Origin of the sequence: Chitinivorax sp. PXF-14, assembly GCF_040812015.1 — a bacterium.
GTDB lineage: Bacteria > Pseudomonadota > Gammaproteobacteria > Burkholderiales > SCOH01 > JBFNXJ01.
In genome coordinates this window covers 38,005-64,613 of the sequence record NZ_JBFNXJ010000017.1, presented here as the reverse complement: position 1 = coordinate 64,613, position 26,609 = coordinate 38,005, and the positions used below count along the sequence as shown (strand labels likewise).

At 63.6% G+C, this 26,609-nt stretch carries 20 protein-coding genes and 1 tRNA gene; 11 read left to right on the top strand and 10 right to left on the bottom strand.

What is annotated here, in order from left to right; translation table 11 throughout:
* Positions 1 to 35: 35 nt before the first annotated feature.
* The 3 genes from ABWL39_RS17830 to ABWL39_RS17820 are packed head-to-tail and all read right to left on the bottom strand — an operon-like array spanning position 36 to position 4,285.
* Complete coding sequence (locus ABWL39_RS17830; RefSeq protein ID WP_367794479.1) at positions 36 to 1,226, bottom strand: MFS transporter; 1,191 nt, start codon at positions 1,224 to 1,226, stop codon at positions 36 to 38.
* 2 nt (positions 1,227 to 1,228) lie between these two features.
* The gene (locus tag ABWL39_RS17825) at positions 1,229 to 2,272 is read right to left on the bottom strand and encodes a methyltransferase (RefSeq protein ID WP_367794476.1); all 1,044 of its coding nucleotides are present in this window, start codon (positions 2,270 to 2,272) and stop codon (positions 1,229 to 1,231) included.
* A 15-nt stretch (positions 2,273 to 2,287) separates the two neighbouring features.
* The gene (locus ABWL39_RS17820) at positions 2,288 to 4,285 is read right to left on the bottom strand and encodes a TonB-dependent receptor (RefSeq protein WP_367794473.1); all 1,998 of its coding nucleotides are present in this window, start codon (positions 4,283 to 4,285) and stop codon (positions 2,288 to 2,290) included.
* Between the two features lie 258 nt (positions 4,286 to 4,543).
* On the opposite strand from ABWL39_RS17820, the gene ABWL39_RS17815 reads away from it, so the two are divergent.
* The 6 genes from ABWL39_RS17815 (at position 4,544) to ABWL39_RS17790 (ending at position 10,165) form a co-directional block, all read left to right on the top strand.
* On the top strand, positions 4,544 to 5,368 hold the full coding sequence (locus ABWL39_RS17815; protein ID WP_367794471.1) for a helix-turn-helix transcriptional regulator: 825 nt from the start codon (positions 4,544 to 4,546) through the stop codon (positions 5,366 to 5,368).
* 124 nt (positions 5,369 to 5,492) lie between these two features.
* Entirely contained in the window at positions 5,493 to 5,924 is a 432-nt protein-coding gene (locus tag ABWL39_RS17810) for a TIGR03757 family integrating conjugative element protein (protein WP_367794468.1), read from the top strand.
* Positions 5,921 to 6,871, top strand: a complete 951-nt coding sequence (locus tag ABWL39_RS17805; RefSeq protein ID WP_367794465.1) for a TIGR03756 family integrating conjugative element protein — start codon at positions 5,921 to 5,923, stop codon at positions 6,869 to 6,871. Before ABWL39_RS17810 ends, ABWL39_RS17805 begins: the two co-directional genes overlap by 4 nt.
* 10 nt (positions 6,872 to 6,881) lie before the next feature.
* The gene (locus ABWL39_RS17800; protein ID WP_367794462.1) at positions 6,882 to 8,282 is read left to right on the top strand and encodes an integrating conjugative element protein; all 1,401 of its coding nucleotides are present in this window, start codon (positions 6,882 to 6,884) and stop codon (positions 8,280 to 8,282) included.
* The gene (locus ABWL39_RS17795) at positions 8,279 to 8,632 is read left to right on the top strand and encodes a hypothetical protein (RefSeq protein ID WP_367794458.1); all 354 of its coding nucleotides are present in this window, start codon (positions 8,279 to 8,281) and stop codon (positions 8,630 to 8,632) included. The genes ABWL39_RS17800 and ABWL39_RS17795 overlap by 4 nt, the downstream gene beginning before the upstream one ends.
* Positions 8,633 to 8,647: 15 nt before the next feature.
* Positions 8,648 to 10,165, top strand: coding sequence for a conjugal transfer protein TraG N-terminal domain-containing protein (locus ABWL39_RS17790; RefSeq protein ID WP_367794455.1), 1,518 nt, complete (start codon positions 8,648 to 8,650; stop codon positions 10,163 to 10,165).
* A gap of 4 nt (positions 10,166 to 10,169) precedes the next feature.
* On the opposite strand, the gene ABWL39_RS17785 is transcribed toward ABWL39_RS17790, so the two are convergent.
* The 3 genes from ABWL39_RS17785 to ABWL39_RS17775 form a co-directional block, all read right to left on the bottom strand.
* Positions 10,170 to 10,541: a DUF3742 family protein gene (locus tag ABWL39_RS17785; RefSeq protein WP_367794453.1), complete on the bottom strand. Its 372-nt coding sequence runs from the start codon at positions 10,539 to 10,541 to the stop codon at positions 10,170 to 10,172.
* 116 nt (positions 10,542 to 10,657) lie between these two features.
* Positions 10,658 to 11,119, bottom strand: coding sequence for a type II toxin-antitoxin system YhaV family toxin (locus tag ABWL39_RS17780; RefSeq protein WP_367794451.1), 462 nt, complete (start codon positions 11,117 to 11,119; stop codon positions 10,658 to 10,660).
* On the bottom strand, positions 11,119 to 11,436 hold the full coding sequence (locus ABWL39_RS17775; protein WP_367794449.1) for a type II toxin-antitoxin system PrlF family antitoxin: 318 nt from the start codon (positions 11,434 to 11,436) through the stop codon (positions 11,119 to 11,121). Before ABWL39_RS17775 ends, ABWL39_RS17780 begins: the two co-directional genes overlap by 1 nt.
* Positions 11,437 to 11,751: 315 nt before the next feature.
* Between ABWL39_RS17775 and mobH the strand changes: the two genes are divergently transcribed.
* Positions 11,752 to 13,569 carry a MobH family relaxase gene (gene mobH / locus ABWL39_RS17770; RefSeq protein WP_367794447.1) on the top strand — a complete coding sequence of 606 codons (1,818 nt, stop codon included), beginning with the start codon at positions 11,752 to 11,754 and terminating at the stop codon, positions 13,567 to 13,569.
* Positions 13,570 to 13,603: 34 nt separating this feature from the next.
* Here the strand turns inward: mobH and ABWL39_RS17765 are convergent, their stop codons facing one another.
* From ABWL39_RS17765 to ABWL39_RS17750, 4 genes are all read right to left on the bottom strand, one after another.
* Positions 13,604 to 15,460: a tyrosine-type recombinase/integrase gene (locus tag ABWL39_RS17765; protein WP_367794445.1), complete on the bottom strand. Its 1,857-nt coding sequence runs from the start codon at positions 15,458 to 15,460 to the stop codon at positions 13,604 to 13,606.
* A 223-nt stretch (positions 15,461 to 15,683) separates the two neighbouring features.
* Positions 15,684 to 15,757 (bottom strand) — tRNA-Gly (locus tag ABWL39_RS17760).
* Between the two features lie 61 nt (positions 15,758 to 15,818).
* Entirely contained in the window at positions 15,819 to 17,669 is a 1,851-nt protein-coding gene (locus ABWL39_RS17755; protein ID WP_367794442.1) for a polysaccharide biosynthesis protein, read from the bottom strand.
* Positions 17,656 to 18,471, bottom strand: coding sequence for a UDP-phosphate N-acetylglucosaminyl 1-phosphate transferase (locus ABWL39_RS17750; RefSeq protein WP_367794439.1), 816 nt, complete (start codon positions 18,469 to 18,471; stop codon positions 17,656 to 17,658). The genes ABWL39_RS17755 and ABWL39_RS17750 overlap by 14 nt, the downstream gene beginning before the upstream one ends.
* 454 nt (positions 18,472 to 18,925) lie before the next feature.
* On the opposite strand from ABWL39_RS17750, the gene ABWL39_RS17745 reads away from it, so the two are divergent.
* From ABWL39_RS17745 to prsT, 4 genes are read left to right on the top strand one after another with little or no spacing between them, the layout of a single operon-like run.
* Positions 18,926 to 20,329: a TIGR03013 family XrtA/PEP-CTERM system glycosyltransferase gene (locus ABWL39_RS17745; protein ID WP_367794436.1), complete on the top strand. Its 1,404-nt coding sequence runs from the start codon at positions 18,926 to 18,928 to the stop codon at positions 20,327 to 20,329.
* 9 nt (positions 20,330 to 20,338) lie between these two features.
* Positions 20,339 to 22,393: an XrtA/PEP-CTERM system histidine kinase PrsK gene (gene prsK, locus ABWL39_RS17740; protein WP_367794433.1), complete on the top strand. Its 2,055-nt coding sequence runs from the start codon at positions 20,339 to 20,341 to the stop codon at positions 22,391 to 22,393.
* A gap of 20 nt (positions 22,394 to 22,413) precedes the next feature.
* Positions 22,414 to 23,766 (top strand): PEP-CTERM-box response regulator transcription factor, encoded by a 1,353-nt coding sequence (prsR, locus tag ABWL39_RS17735; protein WP_367794431.1) that lies wholly within the window; start codon positions 22,414 to 22,416, stop codon positions 23,764 to 23,766.
* Between the two features lie 37 nt (positions 23,767 to 23,803).
* A complete protein-coding gene (gene prsT / locus ABWL39_RS17730; protein WP_367794428.1) occupies positions 23,804 to 26,602 on the top strand; it encodes an XrtA/PEP-CTERM system TPR-repeat protein PrsT in 2,799 nt (932 codons plus the stop codon).
* Positions 26,603 to 26,609: the final 7 nt, after the last annotated feature.

Genomic DNA, 26,609 nt, shown 5'->3' with positions numbered 1-26,609 from the left:
TGTGCTTCTTCCCCTTTATCCAACGAACCTGCAATTCACGTCAGTGCTATTCCGAATCTTCGCCGTGTGGAGATCGACAAGACAACCACCAGCGCGGCGACGGCAAGCACGCCCAGCATGCCAGGATGGCCCAGCCGGTCGAGCAACAGCCCGGCCAACGGGGCGACCGCAATGCGGCTGAGCGTGAACAGGCTGGCCTGCAGCCCGTAGTCCACTGCTCGCAGATCGCTGCGGGCGAATTCCATCATCAGCGCGAAGGCCAGCGAGGAGACCACGCCCATGGCGGCCGCCAGCAGCACGGCGGCGCCAATCAGCCATGGCCCCGCCGCAAGCGCGGCTGCGACGGCCAGCAGGGCGAGCGCGACGGCATTGGCGCCGGCGGACAGCGATAGGGCGTCCGGCATGCGCGTGCGCGGCACGAAGCCGACGGCCAGGCTCGCCGCCGCTCCGAGCGCCCCGCCGCCGACACCGGCGATCAAGGCGACCTCGCTGGCGGGAAAGCCGCGGTCGAGAAGCAAGGGCTTGAGGTAGAGCCAGGCGGCGGCCACGAAGGGGAAGTAACCGAGCAGCGCCACCGTCCATGTTCTCGCGCCGGCCTGCCGGAAAAACCCCCGCCAGACGACGAATGGCGGCAAGCCTTGCATGCTCTGCGCATGGGTCTCTTCCCGCACGAGACCGAGCAGCGCAAGCGCCGCCAGCAGGCAGGCGCCCAGGATGAGGAAAGGCGCGGCCCAGCCGAGCGCCTGCTGGACCAGCAGCATGACGCCGCCGCCCACGACCGCACCGGCGAAAGTGACCGCCGAGCGCACACCGCCGGCGAGCGGGCGCTCCTCGGGACGAAACAACTGGATGGCCAGCGCATTGACCGGGATGTCCGCCCAGGTGGCGCACAGGGCCGCCAGGAAGGTCAGCGCGAAGAGGGCACCCTTGTGGGTGTCGGCACCCAGGGCGGCCAGACCCAGGAGCGCCAGAAAGTAGCCGGCGCCGGTCAGCCATGCCCAGTGCAGTTCGGGGCGGCGCCCCGGCCGCCAGCGCTGGATGGGCAGGGCGAGGAACAGCTTGAACACCGCCGGCAGGCCGGCGAGCTGAAAGAGGCCGATCTCGGTGCCCGACCAGCCGTGCTGCCGCATGACCAGCGGCAGTCCCACCCAGAGGTAGATCCCCGGCGCCGTCAGGGCAAAGTTGACCCAGCCGAACAGGGCCTGGCGCATGAGGGATCGCGGCATGCTCATTCGTCCTTGCGCCCGACGACGACCGTGAGCGGCGCCATCGGAAACATGCCGCAGGCGAAGCTCTCGATGCGGGCGAAGCCGCCGCGTGCCATCGCCGCCCCCATGTCCCCCTGCCGTCCAACATGCCGCCCCTGCATCAGCATCGGCAGGTAGTACTGCAATATCTGAGCGGCGGTGGACGGATCATTGCCGATTTCCGCGTGTGCGCACACCAGCGTGCCGCCCGGCCGCAGTGCCGCGTGCATCTTGCGCAGCGCGGCTACGACATCGGGCACGAAGTGAAGCACCGAGGAACACCAGATCAGGTCGTAGCCGCTGCCGATATCGTCCATCGCCAGATCGCCGCCCAGCACCTTGATACGGTGCGCGAGCCCCGCAGTTGCGATGTTCTCCTGCGCGACGGCCACGGCCTCCGGAAAATCGAAGACCACGCCGGAGATGCCATCCTGTCGGCGCGCCAGTTCGATGGCCACCCACCCCGGCCCACCGCCCAGGTCGAGCAGCCGGGTCGCCGATGCGAACTCCGGCACCCGGGACATGATCTCCAGCGCGGCCGGAACGGTGGCTGCGCACTGATCCTGGGCCAGATGACCGCGCGCAGCGGCGGCCCACTGCTCGGCGAAGCGTTCGAGGGCCTGCCCGCCTTCGGCTTGGGTACCCTGCCGCGCCTGATCCCGCAGCAGTCCCGCTGCCTGCCTGAGTCGGGCCTCGCGGTAGAGCCAGGCGTCTCCGTACCACGCCGGCGACGCGCGTAGGAAGTAGGTGCGGGCGATGACCCCGAGCCGATAGGTCGGCTCGGTGGATTCAAGCTGGTCCAGGGCGGGGCGGGTGGATCGCTCCAGCAGGCCCATGCTCCACAGCAGATCGAGCAGGTGGGCGGTGTTCCTGGCGTTCAAGCCAAGCCGGACAGCCAGTTCGTCGGCCGTCAGGAGTTCGATCAGTGGCTCGAAGATGCGCAGCGTCAGAGCAGTCGAGAGCGCCTCGGCCTGGATGGCGGCGGCAGCCAGATTCCAATAGGCCTGCAGGGGATGGTTGTTCATGTTGTCGTTCCCGTTTCAAAGACGCCAGTTCAGCCGCAACCCGAATTCGCGCGGCGGACTGTAGATGGTGATGGTTCCGCTCGGAAAGCCGACGGTGTCGTACTGTTTGTCGGCGGCGTTGTTGACGTAGGCAGTTAGCTCCGTGTGCCCCCACGCGTAGCCGGCGGCCAGGTTGACGACACCGTAACCGGGCCGCCGGTAGGCTGCCGTGTTGGCGGCATCTACATAGACCTTGCCGTAACCGGCGACCTGCGCCTGCGCGTACCAGCCGCCCGGCGCGTCGTAGCGCAGGCCGAGGTGTCCGTTGATGTCGGGCGCGAACGGATTCCGGTTGCCGGCGTAGTCGTTGGCGCCATCCTTGAATTCGCGGAAACGGGTGCGGTTCAGCCCGAGCGCCGCCTGAAGCTGCCAGCCGGCGCCGAGGAGCCAGCGCAGCTCGGCCTCCGCGCCGGTCGATCGCGCCGTGGCGGCATTGGTAATGAATATTTGCCCAAGCACCGGACCCATCTGCTGCACCTGCATGTCGTCGATGTCCATGCGATACACGGCGGCGCTGTAGCGCAGGCGGCGGTTCAGGAGCGTGCCCTTGATGCCCAGTTCGTAGGCGCGCAGCTTTTCCGGCTCATAGCTTCGGTAGGTTTCGGGTGCGAAGGTGTTGAAGCCGCCGGCGCGGAAACCGTCCGCCACGCTGGCGTAGATCTGCGTCTGGGGCTGCCATTGGTACTGCACGGCCAGCTTGGGGGAGAGCCGCGTCCAGTCGCGCGTCTGCTCGTTCCCTTCGGCCAGCCTGAAGCGGAATTCGTCGCGCTCGATGCGAGCGCCGGCCTCCAGCGACCAGTGTTCGGCGAGCGGAATCGCCCAATGGGTGAACAAGGCGCCCGAACTTCCCTTCTGCGTCGAGGCGGCGCGCGTCAGGGCCAGCGGCGTCTTGTTCTCGAAGTTGAGCTCGTTGTCGTCGCGGTCGAGGTAAAGGCCGGCGAGCCAGGTGCTGGCGCCCAGCTTGCCTTCGAGCCGGAACTCCTGCGAGAGAGTCTGGAATCGGTGGTCGCGGCCCAGGTGCATCCGGTCCGCCGGCTGGAAATCATAGTCCTGCAGAATCCGGTCGAAGTGCTCGTTGTTGGCCGTGATTGAACGCAGGCGCAGGCCGGAGGCCAGTTCATGCGAAACATCCAGCGATGCGGTACGCGACTTGGTCCGGTTCCAGCTCTCCGTTCCGGAGCGGACCGTTTCGCGCGGGCCGCCCGTGGGTCCCCAGTTCGAACCGCCGTCGTCGTATTCGCGTTGGGCGAGGCGCAATGCGATGTCGGTGCGCGCATCCGGTGTCCAGCGCAGCACGAGCCTGCCGCTGTGGCGTTCGCGATCGTCCTCGGTCTTTCCGGTATAGGTGTTGTCGATGAATCCGTCCTGCCGTGCGAACTCACCGGCTACGCCGAGATAGAGCGTGTCCTGCACCAGCGCGCGGCTGGCGTCGAAGCGCAGCGCCTGCTTGTCGCGGCTGCCCAGGTCGAGCGAGACCAGGGCATACGGGTCGTTGCCCGGCTTGCGCGTGACGATATTGATCACGCCGGCTTCCGCGTTACGCCCGTAGAGCGTGGATTGCGGCCCGCGCAGGATTTCGACCCGTTCGACACCGAGCAGGCCGTCGTCGAAGCCCTGGCCGCGGAGCGTCGCCACGCCATCCACCGCGAGCACGGCCGACGACGAAAACGAGATGACGTTGGCGGTCAGGCCACGAACTACCGGCGGCTGCACGCCAGACTGCCCCAATATCGGCTGGGCTGCGAAGCCGGGTGTCATCGCAGTGACGTCGGACAGGCCGCGCGCTCCAACCATCTCCAGCTCGTCGCCATCGAAGACGGTGATGCTGGCGGGTACGCGCTCCAGCGCCTGGGACTGTTTGTTGACCGTCACCGTGACGGCGGGAAGCTCCACGGCATCCTGCGACCAGACGGACTGACTGGCGCCCATAAGGAGCGCCAGCAGGCCGGCGTCGCAACGCGAGAGTCTGTGCATTTCTCGATTCCTTCAAGCATTTGCAATGACAGGCATGTTATGGCCAAATAAGAATTAATCTCATGTAGGATCGAATGAAATCGGGAGAAATTCGTATGCGATCGGGAGTACCGGAGGAGTCGGGCGATGCTTTGCCGGGCGCGCATCGATGAGGTGGCACGCACCCCGACTGCGATAGCGGGAGCGAGCCGCGTGGCCTTGCCCGCCGGTTACGGGACATGCTGGGCAGATCACACGCCTCTGGGCGATGGACTGACCGTGGTGCGATCCGAATACCGCCCGCACCGCGACCTGGCCGAGGAGGCGGCGCAAAGCGGTTCCGGAACGACGCTCGTGGCCACCTTCGGCCTGGCCGGGGAATCCGGCTACGTGGCGCGCCGAGGGCCGGCACTGCGGTTCGGTGCTGGCCGAGCCACGCTTGCCGCATTCGCGTCAAGTACGGGCGAGCGGCGTTTTCTGGCGGGCGTGACCGCCCGGCAGTTGCGCCTGGTGTTCTCTGCGCAGGCGCTCGAACGTTATCTGGGGGACGATGCTGCAGGCAGGTTCGTCAGCGGAGAAGGCGTTGTACTTTTGGGTGAGCGACCGATCGAGCCGTGGTGCCGGGCCTTGCTGCGCCCCTTGCTCACGCTGGAGGTCATGTCACCGGTGGATCGCCAGATCGCGGCGCTGACCCTGGCTGCGGAGATCCTGCGTCCACTGTCGGCAGTGGCGCAGTCCGCATCTTCCGGCCTTGATTGTCCAACCATCGAAAGACTGACACGCGCCCGTGAGTTGATGCACACGCACATGGACCGTCGCCTGACGGTCCCTTCCATGTCGATGGCTGTCGGGCTCAACGAGCATGCCTTCAAGCATGGCTTCCGGAAACTGTTTGGGATCACACCCGCGCGGTATCTGCTGCAGTCGCGCATGCGGCAGGCATGGACGCTGCTGGCATCCGGGGTGCGCGTGGCCCAGACCGCCTATGCGGTCGGCTACGAACATCCTGCCAATTTCAGTGCTGCCTTTAGTCGTTATTTCGGACGTACGCCGAAGTCGTTTCGCGGAGCGGGTGACGATGATGCCGAGCCCGTTTCCACTTGATTCGGACGCCATCTTCACCCAGTAGAACGGTTGAAACCGGGCAAGTATCGTTTCCCATTCCTTGTCGCCACAGCGAATCGCATGCGCTGCACTACCGGAATCATGAACTCCGGAGTGGCGTGCCATGCACCCCCTTCCTTTACGCATTTCCTCCCGACAGATACTGCTCGCGGCTTCCGTCGCTGTGGAGATCTTCTTCCCGAGCACTTCTGCTGCGGAAACCTGGGTCATCACCGACCGGGCACATCCCGTCGCCGGTGACGCGGACCGGCGCATCCTGCTCGACGCCCCCGCGCGACTCGAAGCCGAACTGGCCTCCGGGCTGCCTTCCGACCCGAGCCAAGCCGCGCCCATCGTCCAGCTACGCCTGAGACAAGGCGGCACCGAACTGCAGTGCCAGATCCGGACGGCCTACCAGGGCGTTGTCGACGCGTGGGGCATAGGCATCACCAAGATTCCTGCGGTGGTGGTCGATCGACGCTATGTGGTCTACGGCGAACCGGACGTCGCCCGGGCCGTGGCACGCATCGAAGCCCATCGGAGGGCGCAGCCATGAACCGCCTGCTGTCGGCGTCCTCACGCCGCGCGCGCTTCGCCATCGCCTCGGTGCTGCTGACTGGCGCCACTTCGACCTTCGCCTTGAACACCGCCACCATCGTCTCGTCGGCCGCATCACCGAATTGCCTGGAGTACCGCGTCGTCGGCATCTGCTACTGGTTGTTCTGCACCATGTTCGGCTGCTCGGTACGCACCTCGGTCAAGGTCCGCCACTACGTTCCCGATGCCGTGGTGTCGAGCTACTCGAACACCGGCGAGAACCCGTGGGTGGAAGTGCGGGCGATGAGCATGCCCAATCCCACAGCCCGCGCCGGTGGCGATGGCACGACCAACCATGACAACGAGAACAACCTGGCCAAGTTCAAGAACGCCGACGTGATCGGGCATCCCGCCGGTTCGGTGTTCAGCCAGTTCGCCAGCGCTTCTGGCTATGCCTGCCAGGGTGCAGGCACGGCCTTCATGCCGTACTTGCTGAGCACCCTCGACACGCTGGCCTGGCGCTACAACGTCCCCGAGATGGTGTACCCGGAGGCGCTGGTCCCCGGCATGCGCGAGATCGGCGGCCGCACGACGCTGAACCTGTGGGGCAACGTCTATCCGCGCGGTGGCTTCCTGCACCAGACCGACGACTACAAGAGCGGTGCCGTGGTCGCGCAGCGTGCGGGCGACATCGTGACCCGCCGCGCCCAGCCGCACGTCTATCAGCCGCTGCTCGCGACAGCGCGCGATGGCTACTGGCCGGCCGGCGCGCTTGTCGAGACCGACGCATCGACCGGCAAGTGGCAGGAGCTGACGCCGACGCTCTCGGCCTCCTGCGCGGTCTTCCCGCACAGCAATACACGGGTGCAGGCCCGGCAGGGCGACTACGCCTGGGCACTGTGGCGGCCCTATGCCTGTTGCCAGCGCCGGGGGCAGGTCTTCCTTGGCAGCGTTGATTTCCAGTGAGGTGTCTCCGATGAAAGCACTCATTTCCCGCTTTGCTCGGCGGACCAAGCCCAACACCCTGGCCGTCGCGCTCGCCTGTGCCGTAACGGCGGCCGGTGTCGCCTGGGCACAGACCCGCATCGATCCCAGCAGCGTCAGCGTGAACGGCAGCGTCATCGGCGACGACGTGCTCTACAGCATCGGTGGCGGCCGGGCCGTGTCCATGGGCGGCGCGGGGAACATGCAGAGCATCGGCGTCGGGATCGGCTGGAACAGCAACCTGATCTGCGGAAACATGAGCATCACGACCACGCTGCAGAACCAGCTCAACGGCATCACCAACGGCTTCCAGGCGATCATGAGTACCGTGATCCAAAACGCCACCAGTGCCGTGGCGTCGCTGCCGGCGCTGATCATCCAGCGCGCCGATCCGGGCCTCTACAACCTGCTCACCAACGGTGTCCTGCAGGCCCGCCTGGATTTCGACCGTTCGAAGATGACCTGCCGGGCTATCGCCAACCGTCTGGCGGACATGGCGGGCGGCCAGGCCGGCTGGGACCAGCTTGCCGAGGGCATGGCGCTGCGCGATGCGATCAACAGCACCGATGCCGTGTCGGCCGTCGAACAGGCCGAGTCGAACAGGGGCAACAACGGCGTGCCCTGGGTCGGCGGCGGCAACGCGGGCGGCTCGGGCCAGGGGTCGATCAAGGTGGTGGGTGACGTGACGCGCGCAGGCTACAACCTGCTCAACGGGCGCAGTGTGACGGACACCTCGTCGATCTCTCGCGCCACCTGCGGCAACCGGCTGACCTGCCAGACCTGGTCCTCGCCTGGTGCGGCTGCAGCCTGGGCGACGCGCGTGCTGGGCGAGCGTGAGCAGCGCACCTGCGAAAGCTGCACCAAGACCCAGACCACGCCCGGTGTCGGGCTCACTCCGGTGATCCAGGAGGAGTACGAGACCAAGCTGCAGGCGTTGCAGGAACTGGTGACCGGCGCCAAGCCAACGACGGTGGCGAACCTGGAAGCGGCCGGCAGCAACTCGCTGCCGATCACCCGCGGCGTGATCGAGGCTTTGCGCGACGAGCCCGATCAGGATCTGCTGGGCAAGCGCCTGGCGTCGGAGGCGGCGCTGTCCAGCGTGCTGGAGAAGGCCCTGCTGTTGCAGCGGACACTGCTGACCGGCAAGAAGGAGCCCAACGTCGCGGCCAACGAGCTGGCCGTGAAGGCGGTCGATCAGGAGAACGGCGCGCTGGAGCAGGAGATCAACAATCTCAAGACTGAACTCGAATTGCGGCGCACGCTGGCGGGCAACTCCGCGATGGCCATCGTCCAGCGCCACGGCACGCGCGCCGGCGGCTCGCGCGGCATCTTCGAGGGCGACACCACGCGCGACCGGCTCAAGGAGGTTCAGAAACCTCGGGGTGCGCCATGATAGGCCGGACCTGGCTGTGGCCCGCGTGGCTGTTCAATCGTCGCGTGGGTATCGCCCTGCTGTGGACGCTGCTGGTGGCCGGAATCGCAGTCGCCGTGAACGTCGCCGGCATTCATGTCGTCGGCAGCATCGACGGCTGGGAGCGCTGGCTGCACGCGCATTCCGCCCACTTCCTCGTCTGGCGGTTGCTTCTCTACGCAGCGACGGCCTATGGGTGGTGGTGGATGCGTCGGCGCCTGCTGCAACGCGAGCCGGAGGCCGAGACGCATCACCGCCTGCTACGCGTCGAGATCGCGGCCGTGACGACCATCGTACTGCTCGAAGGCAGCCAGCTGCTGCTTCATGGCTGAGGCGGGGAGGATGCCATGACCCTCTACACGACCGACTACCTGGAGTATTACCTGACCCTGGTGGGCTGGCTGGTCAACAACGGCATCTGGAACATCCTCGTCGCCAGCGGTGTGTTCGCGCTGCCGTTCGTCGCCATCGTCATCCAGGAATGGCTGCGGGCGAGGGCCGAAGGCGCGGACGAGGGCAACAAGGGCGTGCTGTCCTCGATGCGCATCGAGAACCGCGTCTGGGTGGCAATCGTGGTCATCATGTTCGCCGGCATCCCCTTCATTCCGGTGGATCTGAGCACGATCCGCTTCGATACGAGCCGCTCCACCCAGTGCCAGGTCAGCGTTCCGCAGCCGGCGGACACCGGCTGGTCCAACGCCTACACCACGCTCAACAACCAGAGCGCGCTGGTGCCGGTGTGGTGGTTCTTCATGCACGCCATCTCGAAGGCCGTCACGGGCGCTGCGGTGGCGGCGATCCCCTGCGGGACCGACCTGCGGCAGATGCGCATGGACGTCGATTCCACCCGCATCAACGACCCGGTGCTGGCGCAGGAGGTCGGCGATTTCGTGCACGACTGCTATGGGCCTTCTCGCGCCAGGCTGTTCATGAACCGGCCGGCGCTCTCCGACGAGCAGATGAACGACGTCACCTGGATCGGTTCGAGCTATTTCCTCGACACAGCCGGCTTCTACGACACTTACCATTCGGGCACGCCTCGTACGGCCTGGCCTTACGACGCCACCCGCGACGCGGGGCTGGCCCAGGTGGACAGCGGCGGCGGCTATCCGAGCTGCCGGCAGTGGTGGTCGGATGGCAACAGCGGGCTGCGCGCCCGCCTGCTGGCCCAGGTCGATCCCGATCTGCTCTCCCGCATCGGCCGCTGGGCGGGGTTCCTGTCGCAGAACGAGGTCAACGACTCGGTGATCCGCGCCGTCGTCTCGCCCAGGCAGCAGAAGATGAACCAGGGCGCGGTCTATGCCGACTACGGCGGCCAGATCGAGAAGACGCTGCCCAACATCGTGACCCGCGGTGCCGGCGACCTCGGGATGGCCGTCGGCTCGCTGGGCTTCTTTCCGGCAATGGATGTGGTCCGTCAGGCGCTGCCCATGGTGCTGTCGCTGCTCAAGATGGCACTCGTCATCTGCATCCCGCTGGTGCTGCTGTTCGGCACCTACGAGCTGAAGGCCCTGGTCGCGGTGAGCTGCGTCGAGTTCGCGCTGTTCTTCGTGGACTTCTGGTTCCAGCTCGCGCGCTGGCTCGACAGCACGATCCTCGATGCGCTCTATGGCTGGGGGTTCGGCGCGAGCCGGCCGCATACCAATTTCGATCCCCTGATCGGCCTGAACAATGCCTTCGGGGACATGCTGCTGAACTTCGTCATGGCGACGATGTTCATCGTGCTGCCGGGTTTTTGGGTGACAGCACTGGGGTGGGTGGGCATCCGTGCCGGCAATGCACTTCAGGGACTGTCGGAAGGTACGAAATCAGCAGGCCAAGCCGGCTCAAGAGGAGCAGGCACCGTGATTCGGGCAGCCAAGTAACTACCTACCGCTCATCATCAAAGCGGGGGTCTGGATCGTCGTCGTAGTTGATTGGATCGTAGAAAACACTGCGCTTGTGATCCGCTTGATCGCCGATCGCCCATTCCTCCGCTTCGCCGGGAGCGGTGTTCCGTGCCGTCCAACCCGCAAACACGGCGAACATGATCAACAGCGCCAGCCAGAACGCGACGTAAATCAGCACGCCGAATGCAACGAGCTTGACGATCAACAACACCCCTCGGGTGGCACCAGGCGCCAATCCTTGCGCCACCAACCAGTCGTGCGCTTGGCGGTCCAGACGCACACAAGCCCGCCACATCCGGCCCAGCGTCCGGCCAGCGCGTTCCGCGAAGGTGGTCTGTGCAGCGGGTTTCATGGTGGCTACCTCATGGGCGTCCTATGGGTTCTCACTCGGCACCTGTTCCAAGGTATCGTCGATTGAATCCATCATGGATTTTTCAAAGATCGTTTGAATTTTCGTGCGACATCCAATCAACGTTCCTTCGATGCCCAATCCCCCTGGCTCGTTGCCACAAGCGCCGCCCAGTCGTCGGGCGGATTGCCACGTCCGAGCATCTTCTCGAACACCGCATAGGGGTCGGATTTGCTGCCCGCCGACCGCAGGGTTTGTTCGTCGTTGACCCAGGCGAACACAATCGCCTTCGCCTTGGAGTCGTAGCGGAAGAACAGACGGAATCGCCGCCCGATCTTCGCGCGCCGCCAGTGGCGATATGCCGGCCCCAGGGTGTTGCCCTGGCGATACTCGTCGCGCGCGGGATCGCTCGGCACGACCTCCATGATCAACTGGCTCAACGCCCGAAACAGCTTGACGTTGGCGTTGCCCTCGAACCCTTGCGGATCGTTCTGTTCGGCCCGTTCCGCGGCCGCCTGCAGTTTGCGCAACTGCTCGATCACGCCCTCGTGGAACAAGAGCGTCCAGCCGTGCCGCTGCATCAGAGCGCCACTTCGCCGTCGATGTCTTCATCGAGATCGACCGTGTGGCCGGCACTCGCCAACATGGCCCGGGCCAGATCATCCGGCAGGGACCGGACGTGCCGGCCGGCCCGAATGTCGGCCTCCAGCAGGCCCAGGAAGGCCTCGATGGCCGGGTCTTCGTGATCGGCGTCTGCGCGGGTCACGATGACTTCGCCTCCGCGCAGGTCGAAGGCCACTTTTCCGCCGGCGTCCACGCCCAGTGCCTGCCGGATGGGCTTGGGCAGCGTGATCTGACCCTTGGATGTCAGCGTGGCGACTTCATGGATCTCAGGCATGGATGTTCTCCTGATGACAATGCCTGTATTGTAAGGAATTTTCCTTACACCGTCAATTTGCTTGAGCATGGGATCTCCGTGCTGTTGAAAGAGAAGGTCCCATCGTAGGTTCGGCACAGGCTGCCTTCCTGCCAGAATCCGACTTGGGCCAGTCCCGCATTGGCTGTGGTTCGGCCGCCTCTACTGCCCTATACCAAAGGCTTTCCGACAAAGGCCAAAGGGTTGGGAAGGGGCAAGGGAACGGGGTCAAGGGGAAAGGCCCTACCCGAAAAGGCCAAAAGGTTTCCCCGGCCAGCCCATCATCCGGGATTCGCCATGCTCTCGCTGTTCCAACGCAAACGGGTGTCGCCCACCACCGCGGCGGCGCACACTCCCTCAGTCGAGCCCCCCAAAGGGCTGACGCGGCCGGAATCGGCCGCGTCGCTGCTGGCGACACCGCGCCGGCAGAAGTTGCTGGAACACATCTGGCAGCGCACGTCCGTATCCCGCGAGCAGTTCGCTATGTTGTATCGCGTGCCCCTGGAGCGCTACGCCGAGCTGGTCCAGCATTTCCCAGCCTCGGAGAGCCACCACCATGCCTATCCAGGTGGCATGCTGGACCACGGCCTGGAAATCGTGGCCTACGCGCTGAAGCTGCGACAGTCCCATCTGCTGCCGGCCGGCGCCACGCCGGAAGCCCAGGCCGCCCAGGCCGAGGCCTGGACTGCGGGCGTCGCCTACGCGGCACTGCTGCACGACATAGGCAAGGTCGCCGTCGACCTGCATGTCGAGTATGCCGACGGCACGATCTGGCATCCCTGGCATGGTCCGCTTCAGAAGTCGTACCGTTTCCGCTACCAAAAGGCGCGCGAATACCGGCTGCACAGCGCCGCCACCGGGCTGCTCTACGCCCGACTGCTCGATGCCGGTATCTTCGACTGGCTCAGCGGATATCCCGACCTTTGGTCGGCACTCCTGTACGTGCTGGCCGGCCAGTACGAGCATGCCGGCATGCTCGGGGAACTGGTCGTGCAGGCCGATCAGGCCTCGGTCGCCCAGGCGCTGGGCGGTGATCCGGCCAAGGCGCTGGCGGCCCCCCGCCATGCGCTCCAACGCAAGCTCCTCGACGGATTGCGCTACCTGCTCAAGGAAGAGTTCAAACTGAACCAGCCCCAGGCGTCGGACGGATGGCTGACCCAGGACGCGCTGTGGCTGGTCAGCAAGACGGTCTCGGACAAGCTGCGCGCCCATCTGCTGGCCCAGGGCATCGATGGCATCCCGTCCAGCAACACCGCCGTCTTCAACGTGCTGCAGGACCATGGCATTGCGCAGCCGACGCCCGAAGGCAAGGCCATCTGGAAGGCCACCGTCACCAGCGATGTCGGCTGGTCCCATACCTTCACGCTCCTGCGCCTCGTGCCGTCCCTGATCTGGGAAGGCGAGCAGCGCCCCCCGCCGTTCGCCGGCACGGTGACGGTGGTGCAGGAAGAAGGTGATCCAACCATTCCTGCGTCCCTGCCCGCCGTGGCGAATTCGGCCGCATCCGAGCCTTTGCCGGCGCAGCCAGCCGGCGATGGCGTCGAAGCGCTACTGGATCTGCTCAGCACTCCCGGCATGGCGTCGGCCGACCCCTCATCGGCCACCAAGTCACCCCTTCCCGCCATGGAAGGTCGAACCCTCGGGCCCGGTGACCCAAGAACCCCGGCCGACTCGACAGCACTGGCGCCGACCTCGACCCCAGTGCTGGAGGAGATGCCGCCGGGCGAGCGTTTCGTCGCCTGGCTGCGCCGGCGCATCGAGGAGCGCACGATCATCATCAACGACGCCAAGGCGCTGGTCCATACGGTCGTCGACACCGTCTATCTGGTCAGCCCCGGCGTGTTCCAGCGCTACGCCCAGGAACACCCCACAACGGCTTTCCTTGCCAAGCAAGAGCAGTTGGCCGATTGGCAATGGGTGCAGAAACGATTCGAGAAGCTGCAAATGCACCGCAAGCAACGGAACGGTCTGAACATCTGGACCTGCACAGTCACGGGGCTGCGGAAATCGCGGCGTCTCCACGGCTACTTGCTGGAAGACCCGCAGGTCCTGTTCATCAACACGCCGCCGAACAATCCCTACCTGTCGCTGCTAGCCGATACTGACTCTGTGTAGAAGACGCATGTCAGTGGCCTGCCGTATGGGCGCTTCAGGATCGCATGCCAGGACCGTCGCGTTGCATCACCTTCTCGCCCACCGCGCCGCATACCAGATGCACGGCGAAGTGCAGGTTCTCCGGCGTCACCGTATCGATGGGGGACTGCCCCTGGAACAGACCGCTCGGCCGCGTGAGCGCGTGGTAGATATGCCACGTGTCCACTCCCGGGGGCATCTGCCTGAGGATGGTCTGGACCAGCCGGAGCTTGAGGGGATCAAGCTGCCAATCCGGCACACGCTGCCCCCGGTTGCCCAAACTGATCGACAGGAGGTTACCCGCCTGGATTTCGTAAGTGATCCAGCGGCGGGACTTGCCGGCGAGCTTGGCATAGTCGGCGACGGACAGGTTGTGCGGAGCCTCCAGAATGTCGAGCAGGATCATCCGCTCGCGCTGGACGTTGGAGATGGCCGGCTCGGTCTTGGGCACGCGCACTGCGGACAGGCGCTGCACCGGAGCCGTGGCCAGCGCCATGGCCCCGTGGGGCGGCTGTGACACCACCAGCGTGGGAGCGGCCCTGGCCGCGGACAACGGTTGCTCCTCTGTCTCGGCGGAGACCACGGGAAAGCCATCCAGTTGAATGGTCAGCAGCGTACTGGCCGCTTCGACCTGGCCCTGCTCGAACAGGTCCAGCCGGTCAGCCCAGTCCTGCATCATGCGCCGGCGCTGCTCCACATACTTGGCGTGGTTGTAGGTCGCGCGAACCTGGTTGGGATCGACGTGAGATAGCTGTGCGTCCACCCACTTCTCGGGATACCCCAGTTCGTTGAGTGCGGTCGAGATGGTTCCGCGGATGCCGTGGCCGGTCAGCCGGCCCTCGTATCCCAAGCGATGCAGTGCCTTGTTGAGGGTGTTCTCGCTGATGCGCCGCTTCAGACTTTTGTCCCCCGGGAACAGGTACGTCTGGGCTGGTTTGAACTGGTCGAGCAAGTGCCGAACGATCTCGATCGCTTGCACGGACAGCGGCACAACATAGGGCGGGATGTCCTCCGGCCGAACGTTCTCCTTCTGCATCTTCAATTCCAACTGCTTCACCACCTCCGGCGGGATGATCCACAGGCCATCGTCGAGGTGGAATTGGTCGGGCGTCGCCAGCCGCAGTTCCCCGGTTCGCACGCCGGTCAGCAACAGCAGGCGGAGGCCAAGCTGCGTTTTCAGCTTGCCGGGATACTTGCGCAGCAACTGCAAGAACTCGGGCAATTCGGGCATGCGCAGGAAGGGGTTGTGGCGTACCGGCGGCTGGGGCATGGCGACCACATCCAGGGCGGAGGCCGGGTTTTGTTCCAGGCCCGTCACGATCACGAGGGCATACCGGAAAAGCTGGTTGAACCAGGTACGTACCTTCTCGGCGATGGACGGCGCGCCGCGCTTCTCGATGCGGTCGACGATTTCAAGTAGGTCGGCGCGGGTGATCTCGTAGATCGAACGCTTACGTAGACTCGGCAGGATGTCGTTCGTGAAGATGCGCGGGATCATCGACAGCGTGGTCTGCCGGCCCTTCTTGAGGCGTCCCTGCGCCCGGAAGGCGAGCCACTTGTCGTACACCGCCTCGAAGGTGTTCTGCTCGGCCTGGGTGGCGATGCGCCGATCCTTCTCTCGCTGCCGCTGGGGGTTGATGCCCTTGGCCACCAGAGCTCGCGCGTAGTCGCGGCGCTCGCGTGCTTCGCGCAGGCTGATCTCCGGATACGTCCCCAGGGACATCCGCTTTTGTCGGCCCAGCCAAGTGTAACGAAAGTGCCAGGACTTGGTGCCCTTTTCCGAGACGGCCAACGAGAGGCCGTCGAAATCGGGGATCGTGTAGTCCTTTCCGGTGGCCTTGGCCTGCCGGACGAACATGTCGGTGAGTGCCATGTCTGCTCCTGAACAGAATCAGGAGTCAGATGCTCATCCCGGCACCCGCTCAACCCCAGGAACATCCCGGACTCGAACCCAACCGCTTTGATGGACTGCCGGATGGACTAATTTAGTCCAGCAGTGGGTGGATTTCGGTGGACCTCACTGGATTGTTGTCTAGCGAAAAAATCTTTGCCGACAACAGCTTATGGAACTCAGTGGATTTCCATGGAAGCCAAATTGGAGCGGGCGATGGGAATCGAACCCACGGCACAAGCTTGGGAAGCTTGGGTATTACCATTATACGACGCCCGCACTGAGGGCGCTGATTATACTGGCTTGGGCCGTTTTTTCCAACTGTACATGTGTTGGTGGCTCAGGCGTGGGGTACTGGTGCTGGCTGGTATTCGTTGACGAAAACCTGCAGCGTCGCTCGCAGCTCGTTTTGGGTCGGCTTGCGTTCCTGCGTGATCCAGCTGATTGCCAGCTCCAGCCATTTTGCTTCGGCCGCTCTTGCTCTGGCGATGCGCAGCTTTGGGTGCGGGGTGGGTAGGGTGTGTTCATCGTCGGCCAGCAATTCTTCAAACAATTTTTCACCGGGGCGTAATCCGGTGAACTCGATGTCGATCTGGTCTTCGCTAAAGCCGGACAGCCGGATCATTTCCCGCGCCAAGTCGACGATCTTGATCGGCGTGCCCATGTCGAGTACGAAAATCTGCCCCTGCTTACCCATCAGGCCCGCCTGCAGCACGAGTTGGGCCGCTTCCGAAATGGACATGAAGTAGCGCGTGATATCGGGGTGAGTGACGGTTACCGGGCCGCCACGCTCGATCTGTTCCCTGAACTTGGGAACGACGCTGCCGTTACTGCCCAGGACGTTGCCAAAGCGGACGATGACAAAGTCCGTATCATGGTGCCCCTGCAGGCCCTGGCATACGAGCTCGGCCATGCGCTTGGTGGCACCCATGACATTGGTCGGGTTGACGGCTTTGTCTGTCGAGATCAGTACGAACTTGTCGACGTCGTATTCCAGGCTGGCCATGGCCAGGCAGTAGGTGCCGAAGACATTGTTTTGTATGGCCTCCCAGGCATTTTCGGTTTCCATTAGCGGGACATGCTTGTAAGCCGCGGCATGGAAGACGAGGGAAGGATGAAAACGGCTGAAAATATCCTGTAGACGCTGCTTGTTTTTGACGTCTCCCGCCAGATAGTCCACCAGAGCTGTCGGATGGTTTGCAGAGAACTCCTGTTCTATACGGTATAGCGCATATTCGCTCTGCTCGATCAGAACGAGCCGTCTTGGCTTGAAGCGCAGTATCTGCCGGCAAAGTTCGGAACCGATAGACCCCCCTGCGCCACTGACCAGCACCACCTGGTCGGTAATCTGGTGTTTCAGCCCTGCAATGTCGAGGCTCACCGGATTCCGGCCGAGCAGTTCGTCGATCTCGATCTCCCGTATGGCCGAGATGGCAATGCGGTCGTGCATCAGGTCGTCCAGCGATGGTACCGTCAGGACCTTGACACCGGCTGTCTCGCAGGAACGAAGCACGCGTTGGCGCTGCGTGGCGTCAGCCGATGGCATGGCGATGATGCAGGTCCCTACCGCGAGCTGCTTGCTCCAGTGGGCGAGACTGCCGATATTGCCCAATACCTTGACGCCATACATCTCCCGCCGCTGCTTGCTGGGGTCGTCATCCAAGAGCCCGACAACTTGCCATTTTGGATTGCGCGCCAAGTCCCAGAGCAGTTTTGACGCCGCCGCACCGGCACCCAGTATCAGGATGGGCTCGCGGTTGACGTCATACATCGTCCGGTCTTTCCAGGAGCGGTAAAGCGCCCTGCTGCCCCCCATCAGGCAGACCAGCAGGATGGGATAAAGGATGGCGATGGAGCGGGGAACATGCTTGATTTGCAGCAGGAAGATCAGCAGAAAACTTGCCATGGTCGACACTGACACCGTGACCACGATATTCCTCAGATCGGGCAGGCTGGCGTAGCGCCAGATGCCGCGATAGAGGCCGAACTTCCAGAACGACACCGCACCGACGGCCATGGACAGCAGCATGGTGCTCCATACACTGGAGGAATAGGGCGGAGGCAGCTCGAGATTGAATCTGAGCCAGAATGCCATGTACCAGGCCAGGCTGGCCGCGGCCAGATCATGGCCGAACGCCAGTAGCGCCAACAGATTGAAAGATTTGAGTGGCGAGGTGTCAGACTTGGGCACGGTGATTCCAACGAGAATTGATTGATAGCACGATGACCGAGTAGCCTGCCGCGAGCATGCCCAGGCCAAGCCACTGCCAGGCAGGGCTCAACCGGGTCAGTGCAATGGCCCAGGCCGTAACGCTCACCATCAGCAGGTATTCCTGCACGGCGAGCCTGTGATGGGACCAGCCCATCCTGACCAGCCTTTGGTAGAAGTGTTCCCGATGCGCCTCGCTCAGGCGCTCCCCGCGTCTCGCTCGTGCAAACAGCGTGAGCGATGCATCGACGACAAATGGCGAAAAGATGGCGAAGGGTAACCAGCCAGGCCAGATGCCGTGCTGCCATCCCAGATAACCGATTGCCGCCGCCAGAAAGCCCAATGGGACGGAGCCGGCGTCACCCATGAATATCCTGGCTGGTGCCAGGTTGAATAGGAGAAAGCCTGCCGCCGCCGCGGCGATTGCCAGGCACGCCAGCGCCAGGTTGGCATCCCCGTGCAAAAAGGCGCTGAGGCCCAGGCCCCCAAAGCCGATTGCCGCCATGCCGCCGGCCAAACCATCGGCGCCGTCCATAAAATTGTAGAGGTTGGCGGCCCAGGCGCAACCTACGATGAGCATCAGGTTGACCAAAGGCCGGCCGGTGCCGCCCAAGCTGGAAAGCAGCCACAGTGCCGCAAGCAGGTGGCAGGCCAGTCGCACCTTGGCGGGAAGCGGTCGTAGGTCGTCGGCCAGTGACAGAAGGATTAGCAGGGAGACAGGGCCACCGATGGCCGCCATATCGGCAACATTGCCCTGCCACCATGCGACGGCGGTACCAAGCATGATGCCGATACCTCCTAGCCGTGGGATTGGCTTGGTGTGTAGCGAACGCTGATTTGGGTGATCCAAGCCATGCCCCGTATGGTTGGATAGCCAGATTGCCAAACAGGACCACGCCGAACTGGTGACGAGCGCCAAGAGGGGGGGAAGCCAGGACGGTAAAGACATCAAATGAGGGATGTGCGCTGACGGTGCCGTGATCTGTTACGTAGCCTGGTGGCAGCTCATGAATATTATGTTGCTATTTTAACGGTTTGCCCCTTGGGTCGCTAGAAATACGCTTTAATTGATATGAGAAGGGGATTTGATAGAATAGTGAGATGCGATTGTCATTATTAGTGTTGTCTAATTTATGACGAGGCGACAGGTTCGAGTGCATGTGCGCTGAAAGCCTCGGTGGCCGGTAGGCAAATTGAGGGGCGCAACGACAAACCGCCCAACCTTTGACGAGTACCTCATGTTACGGATTTTCAACCACTACATCCCGGTTGCTACGTTGGCGCTGTTGCTCGTCGAGCTGCTGGTGATCGGTGTTTCCATATATGTTGTCGAATATATGCCTTGGCGCGATCTGGGCGTGATCGGCATGCATCAGCTGCTGCCGCCGATCTTCCCGAAGGCAGCGTTCATCGCGATCGTCATGGTGACGATCATGGCCGCCTGTGGCCTGTACCAGTCCGATTTCGTCGGTGGGATCAGGGAAATTGCCGTCCGCCTGTTCATCGCATTCGCTGCTGCCGGCGTCCTGATGACCCTGCTGGTGTACTGGCTGGAGGCGATGCGCTTCGGTGCGCGCGAGATGTTCTGGTCGATCTTGGTGGCGATGCTGGCTGTTGCGCTTGTCCGCCTGCTGTTCTTCAAATGGACCAATATTGGGGTGTTCAAGCCGCGTGTGCTGGTGCTCGGCACGGGGAGCCGCGCGGTCAAGGTGGACGAGGTGGCTCAGCAGCGCTTTGGCGGCGGTAACCTGGATATCGTGGGGTATATGCCACCGCTGGCGGCTGCGCCGCACGCCGTGGCAGCATCGCGGATCTTGCCGCAGGAGGACAGCCTGGTCGAGGCCGTGCAGCGCTATGGGATCAACGAGATCGTGATCGCCATCCGCGACCGGCGGGGTGGCAATCTGCCGGTACACGAGCTGCTCGAATGCCGCATGATGGGCGTCCGTGTGCTGGAGCTATCCACTTTCTTCGAGCGGGAGTGCGGCCAGGTCAAGCTCGATTCCTTGAACGCCAGTTGGATGGTGTTCAACGAAGGTTTCAATCAAAGTGCAAGCCGCGATGTGGTGAAGCGCGCCTTCGATCTGCTGTCCAGCCTGCTGCTGTTGCTGATCACCTCGCCGGTCATACTGCTGACGGCGCTGGCGATCAAGATCGAGGATGGCGGGCCGGTGTTGTACAGCCAGGAGCGGGTGGGACAAAACGATGCGGTTTTCACGATCTTCAAGTTCCGCAGCATGCGGGTGGATTCGGAAAAGGACGGCAAGCCGCGCTGGGCGTTGACCAACGACGATCGAATCACCCGTGTGGGGCGCATCATCCGCAAGTTGCGCATCGACGAGCTGCCGCAGGTACTCAATGTGCTCAAGGGCGACATGAGCTTTGTTGGCCCGCGGCCGGAGCGGCCTTACTTTGTGCAGAAGCTCGAAGGTGAAATTCCCTACTACTCGGTGCGCCATTGCATGAAGCCGGGTATCACGGGGTGGGCCCAGGTGCGCTACGCCTATGGCGCAACGGTCGACGATGCGATCGAAAAGCTGCAGTACGACCTTTACTATGTCAAGAACCATTCCCTGTTCCTTGATGTGCTGATCCTGATCGAGACGATTCAGGTGGTGCTCTGGGGGAAGGGCGCGCGTTAGCGGCTTATCATGGTCTCCACCATTGGCGTTACCAGCTATGCCAGCGCGGGCCTAGCCTATACCATGCTGGCAGTTGGCTTGCTGTTGATCGGCGTCAGGAACAGCCAGAATCGCGCCATGCAGCTCGCCATGCTGGCGACCGTCCTGTGGGCGGCGATCTCCGCCATGACCCTGCCTTACCTGCCGCTGTTTCCGATCGAGACGGTGCGCAACGGCTGCTGGTTCTATTTCCTGTTCCGCCTGCTCCGCGGTGGCGTGGCCGTCGAGGCGGATCGGCGCTGGTTGAAGAACCTCGAACTGAGCAGCTATCTGCTGTGCGTGGTGATGGCCACGGCGCAACTGCTGGCCCATCTGGATACCGCGCTGGCCGAGTGGCTGCCGTTGCACGTGCTGGGCGGGGCGGCAGGCAACATCATCCAGTGTGTGATTGCCCTGATCCTGCTGGAACAGCTGTTCCGCAACGCCCTGGCCGAGCAGCGCTGGGGGGTCAAGTTCCTGTGCCTGGGCTTGGCGGGCCTCTATGTATTCGACTTCTATCTTTATGCCGAAGCCCTGCTGTTCAGCGGCATCGACCGAAGCGCATACGAGGCGCGGGGTTTTGTGGTTGCGCTCACCGCGCCAATGATCTGGGTCTCGTGCCAGCGCAATCCCGGCTGGAAGGTCGGTGTCACGCTGTCGCGGCGCCTGATGTTCCAGTCGGCCACCTTGCTCGCTGCGGGGCTCTATCTGTTGCTGATGGCTGGTGTTGGCTATTACATCCGTTATTTCGGTGGGAGCTGGGGCGGCGTGCTGCAGACCGTCCTGCTGTTTGCGGCGCTGATCTCCCTGTTGCTGGCCCTGTTCTCGGGCACGATCCGTGCCTATTTGAAAGTCTTCGTCAGCAAGCATTTCTTCCACTATCACTACGATTACCGTGAAGAATGGTTGCGTTTCACCCGGATGCTGTCTGAAGGCGAGCCTGGCCTGCATCTGCGCGAACGCGCGATCCGCGCCATTGCCGAGCTGGTGGAGAGCCCCGGTGGCCAGCTGTGGCTGCGTAACGAGAAGGACGAATTCGTATGCGCTGCGCGCTGGAACATGCCCGAGCTCGACAAGGTCGAGCCCGCCGAAGGCGAGTTGTGTCGATTCCTGGAGTCGAAGCAGTGGGTGATCGACGTCGACGAATACCGACAACAGCAGGACCACTACGCCGAGCTGGCCACCTTGCCCGACTGGCTGGCCATCCTGCCGCAGGCAAAGCTGATCGTGCCGCTGATCCTGCATGAAAAGATGCTCGGCTTCGTCATCCTCTCGCGCTTTCGCGGCAATCTGGCGTTGAACTGGGAGGTGAACGACCTGCTCAAGACTGCGAGCCGCCAGGCGGCCGGATTCCTCGCGCAGCTGGAGGCGGCGCAGGCCTTGATCGTGGCGAGACAGTTCGAGTCTTTCAACCGCATGTCGGCGTTTGTCGTGCACGACCTGAAAAATGTTGTGGCACAACTCTCCCTGGTGCTGAAGAACGCGGCAAGGCACAAGGACAATCCCGAGTTCCAGGAGGACATGCTCGAAACTGTCGGGCATGCGATCGACAAGATGAATCGCCTGCTGATGCAATTGCGCAAGGGCGCGCAGGCGATCGACAAGCCCGATCTGGTTGAACTTGGGTTGGTGGTGGCAAAGGCCGTCGAAGCAAAAGTCGGTGCCCAGCCTCAGCCGGAGATCACCGCCAACCAGTCGGGTGTGGTGGTGCATGCGGACAGCGAGCGGCTGGAGCGGGTGGTGGGGCATCTGGTACAAAATGCGGTGGAGGCGACGCCGCCGGACGGGCGCGTCACGGTGAAGCTGGAGTGCGCCGGCAGGCGGGCCCGGATCGAAGTGTGCGACACCGGGCGGGGCATGAGCGCCCAATTTGTCCGCGAGCGGCTGTTCAAGCCGTTTGAATCGACCAAGAGCATGGGTATGGGTATCGGCGCCTATGAGAGCCGCGAGTATATTCAGCAGCTCGGTGGCGATATCGAAGTAACGAGTGAAGAGGGCAAGGGGACGACATTCGTCGTGACCCTGCCGGTTGCCAGTGCAGCCTGATCAGTGAAGTGGAGAGTCGTGTGAGTCAAACCAAGGGAACCTTGCTGGTCGTTGAAGACGATCCTGGCCTGCAGAAGCAGATGCGCTGGAGCTTTGATGGCTACGAAGTCATCGTCGCCGGCGATCGTGAAGCCGCGTTGGCCCAGATCCGGCGCTACGAGCCGCCGGTCGTCACGCTCGACCTGGGTCTGCCGCCTGACGCGGACGGCGCGACGGAAGGCCACGCCACGCTCGAACAGATTCTGGAGCTGGCGCCTGACACTAAGATCATCATCGTCACCGGCAATCAGGACCGTGAAAATGCCGTGCGCGCCATTGCCAATGGCGCCTACGACTTCTACCTCAAGCCTTTCGAGCCGGACATCCTGCAACTCGTGGTCGACCGTGCATTCCGGCTCCATGCGTTGCAGCAGGAAAACCGCCAGCTGCAGATGCGCGTGGCGGAATCGCCGCTGCAAGGCATCATCTCGCGCGACAGCGCCATGCAGAAGATCTGCCGCACCATCGAGCGGGTGGCGCCGTCGTCCGCCACGGTGATGCTGCTGGGCGAATCGGGCACGGGCAAGGAAGTGCTGGCGCGCGGGCTGCACCAGCTGGCGCCCCGCGCCGATCACAAGTTCGTCGCCATCAACTGTGCCGCCATCCCCGAAAACCTGCTGGAGTCGGAGCTGTTCGGCTATGAGAAGGGCGCGTTCACCGGCGCGGTCAAGCAGACCAAGGGGAAGATCGAATACGCCGATGGCGGCACGCTGTTTCTCGATGAAATCGGCGATCTGCCGCTGCCCTTGCAGGCCAAGCTCCTGCGCTTCCTGCAGGAGCGCGTGGTGGAGCGGGTAGGCGGGCGCGAAGAGATCCCCGTGGACGTGCGGATCGTCTGCGCCACGCACCAGAACCTGCGCAACCTGATCAGCGAAGGGCGGTTCCGAGAGGACCTCTACTATCGCCTGTCTGAAATCGTCATCAACATTCCGCCCTTGCGTGACCGAGATGGCGATGCCGTGCTGCTGGCGCACACCTTCGTCAACAAGTTCAGGCAGCAGGAAGGCCGGGGCCCGCTGTCATTCTCGCAGGAGGCGCTGGGCGCCATCGAGACCCATCGCTGGCCCGGCAATGTGCGCGAGATGGAGAACTGCATCAAGCGTGCGGTCGTCATGGCCGATGGCGCACAAATCACGCTCGAAGACCTGGGCCTGCCGCAAGCCGATGCCGAGCCCGAGCCGCTGAACCTGCGGCAGGTGCGCGAAGAGGCCGAGCGCAAGGCCATCGTCAGGGCGATTGCCCGCGTGGATGGCAATATCGCGCGGGCCGCCGATCTGCTCGGCGTGAGCCGGCCCACCCTGTATGACCTGCTGAACCGATATGGTTTGAAGTAAGCCAGGCCACGTGTCGCGTTTTTCCTAGGATATTCCAATGCATCAGACTGCCCAATCAGAAGGCCGCTTCTCCCGCTTGCTCGTGGCAACCGCCGTTGTCGCCGCGTTGTCCATCGTCGGCTGCTCTCGCAAGGATTCACCCGATGTCCTGCTGGACAAGGCCAAGCAGGCCGAAGCGAAAGGTGACAGAAAAACCGCGATGATCCAGCTGAAGAGCCTGCTGCAGGACACGCCCGACAGCGGGGCGGCGCGCCTGATGCTTGGCAAGCTCTACATCGAAAGCGGCGAGGTCGACCAGGCGCAGATCGAGTTGGACAAGGCGGGTGCGCTGAAGGCCGATCCGCTGCAGGTCGCGCTCTTGCAGGCCAAGGGGTTGCAGGCCAAGGGCAAGTTCGAGGAATCGCTTGCGGCGCTCGATCCGGGCAAGGTTAGCGGTGCCGATACCAACCCGGATGTGCTGGTGGCGCGGTCTACCGCCTACTTTGGCCTGCGCAAGCCAGAGGACGCGCGGGCTGCGCTGCAAGGAGCACTCAAGCTCAAACCTGATCATGTGCCCGCCATGTTGGGCCTGGCGCGCATGGCCGTGGTCGAGGGAGATATGACGAAAGCGCAGGCCCAGGTGGACGAAGCCCTGGCCAAGGTGCCGACGGATGCGGCCGCGCTCAACCTCAAGGGTGATTTGCTGCGCATGCAGGGCCAGGGCGAGCAGGCCGCTGCTTACTACCAGAAGGCAATCGCCGCCGATATCGGCAAGCCAGCCCCCTATCTCAGCCTGACCTCGCTGGCACTTGAAAAGGGACAGTTTGAAGAGGCGCGCAAGCATCTGGCAGACCTGCACCGCGTCGCACCGGGCACACCCCTTGGGCGCTACATGCTGGCGCTGGTCGCCTTCCGCGAAAAGAAGTTCGACGAGGCACGGACCTTGGTGCAGGAGTTGCTTAAAGTAGCCCCGAAGCACGTGCCCACCAATCTGCTGGCGGCGGCGATCGAGTTTGCCAAGGGCAACTATGCCCAGGCGGAGAACTCCCTGGTGCTGGTGACCGAGGCCGTGCCCGACAACCTCTATGCGCGGCGCCTGCTGGCTGCCAGCCAGCTCAAGCAGGGCCAGGCTGACCGGGCCATTACCTCCCTGCAGCAGGCCGTCGAGAAGAAGCCTGACTCGGGTCTGTATTCGCTGCTCGGCGAGGCCTATATGCAGCAGCGGCAGTATTCCAAGGCGACCGACGCCTACGCCAAGGCGGCCGAGCTGTCTCCCAAGGATGCAATGACCAAGACGCGGCTGGCCTTGAGCAAGATGGCCGGCGGCGACGCCGAGCGCGGTCTGGCCGACCTCGAATCGGCAACCGAGCTTGAGGGAAGCGGCTACCAGGCCGAGCTCATGATGGTCATGACCCAGCTCAACCGGCAGGAGTTCGACAAGGCCGGCAAGGCGCTCACCGAGCTGGAAGCCAAGCAGCCGAACAACCCGCTGACCTACAACCTGAAGGCTGCCGTTGCCCTGGGTAAGAAGGACGTTGCCGCGGCGCGCACCAGTCTGGAAAAGGCGATCGCGCTGCAACCGACCTACCTGCCCGCGGCGATCAACCTGGCCAGGCTGGATATCCAGGCCGGCAAATTCGACGATGGCCGCAAGCGCTTCGAGAACCTGCTGGCCAAGGACCCGAAGAACGTGCAGGCCATGCTGTCGCTGGCGGATTATCTGGCGGCCAGGAAAGAGACCGCTGCAGAGGCTGGCAATTGGCTCGAGAAGGCCCGCAAGGCCGATCCGACCGCCTTGCCGCCGGTGCTGGCATTGACCCAGCGCGCGATGCGCAGCGGCGACACCAAGAAGGCCGTCGCCTATGCCCAGGAGGGCGCGGCAGCTCATGCCGACAGCCCGGAAGCCCTGGATAATCTGGGCATGGCCCAGCTCGCTGCGGGTGACAAGAACCAGGCGCTGGCGACGTATACCAAGCTGGTGCAGCTGCGTCCCAAGTTCGCCCCGGCCCTGTTCCGCCTCGGTACGCTGCAGGCCATGCTGGGCGACACGCGTGCGGGGATTTCCAGCATGCGCGAGGCGCTCGCCAATCAGCCCGACTTCCTCGATGCCAAGATCGCGCTGGTCGAGCTGTATGTGCGCGACAAACAGAGCAAGGAAGCCCTGACCATCGCCCGTAGCACCCAGCAGGCCGAGCCGAAGCAGCCCCTGGGCCTCGTGCTGGAGGGGGATATCGACATGGCCGACAAGCAGTACGGCGATGCGGCCAAGGTGTATCGCCAGGCCCTGTCGCTGGCTGACACCGCCGTCATCTCGATGAAGCTGCATGCCGCGATGAAGGCCAGTGGTGCGAAGGATGAGGCAGACAGCCTGCTGCTCAAGTGGATCGACAAGCATCCGAAGGAGCTGAACGTCCGCCTCTATCTGGCCGAGGACCAATTGCGTGACAGCAAATACAAGGATGCCGCAGCGCAATACGAAGCCGTCTCCAAGCAGTCGCCGAACAATGTGCTGGTGCTCAATAACCTGGCCTTTGCCTACCAGCAGCTCAAGCACCCGGGTGCGCTCGACGTGGCCAACCAGGCGTTGAAGCTGGCCCCGCAGAACCCGATGGTGCTCGACACCGTTGCGATGATCCAGCTCGATGCGGGGCAGACCAAGAGCGCGCTCGACAACCTGCAGAAGGCGTCCGCGCAGCAAAAGAACAATCTCGACATCCGCTACCACCTGGCCCAGGCCTATCTCAAGACTGGCAACAAAGAGAAGGCCAAGCAGGAATTGGAGGCGATCAACTCTTCCGGCACATCGTTCTCCCAAGAGGCCGAAGCTCGAGCCCTACTCAAGCAACTTGGTCAATAAGGAGCCT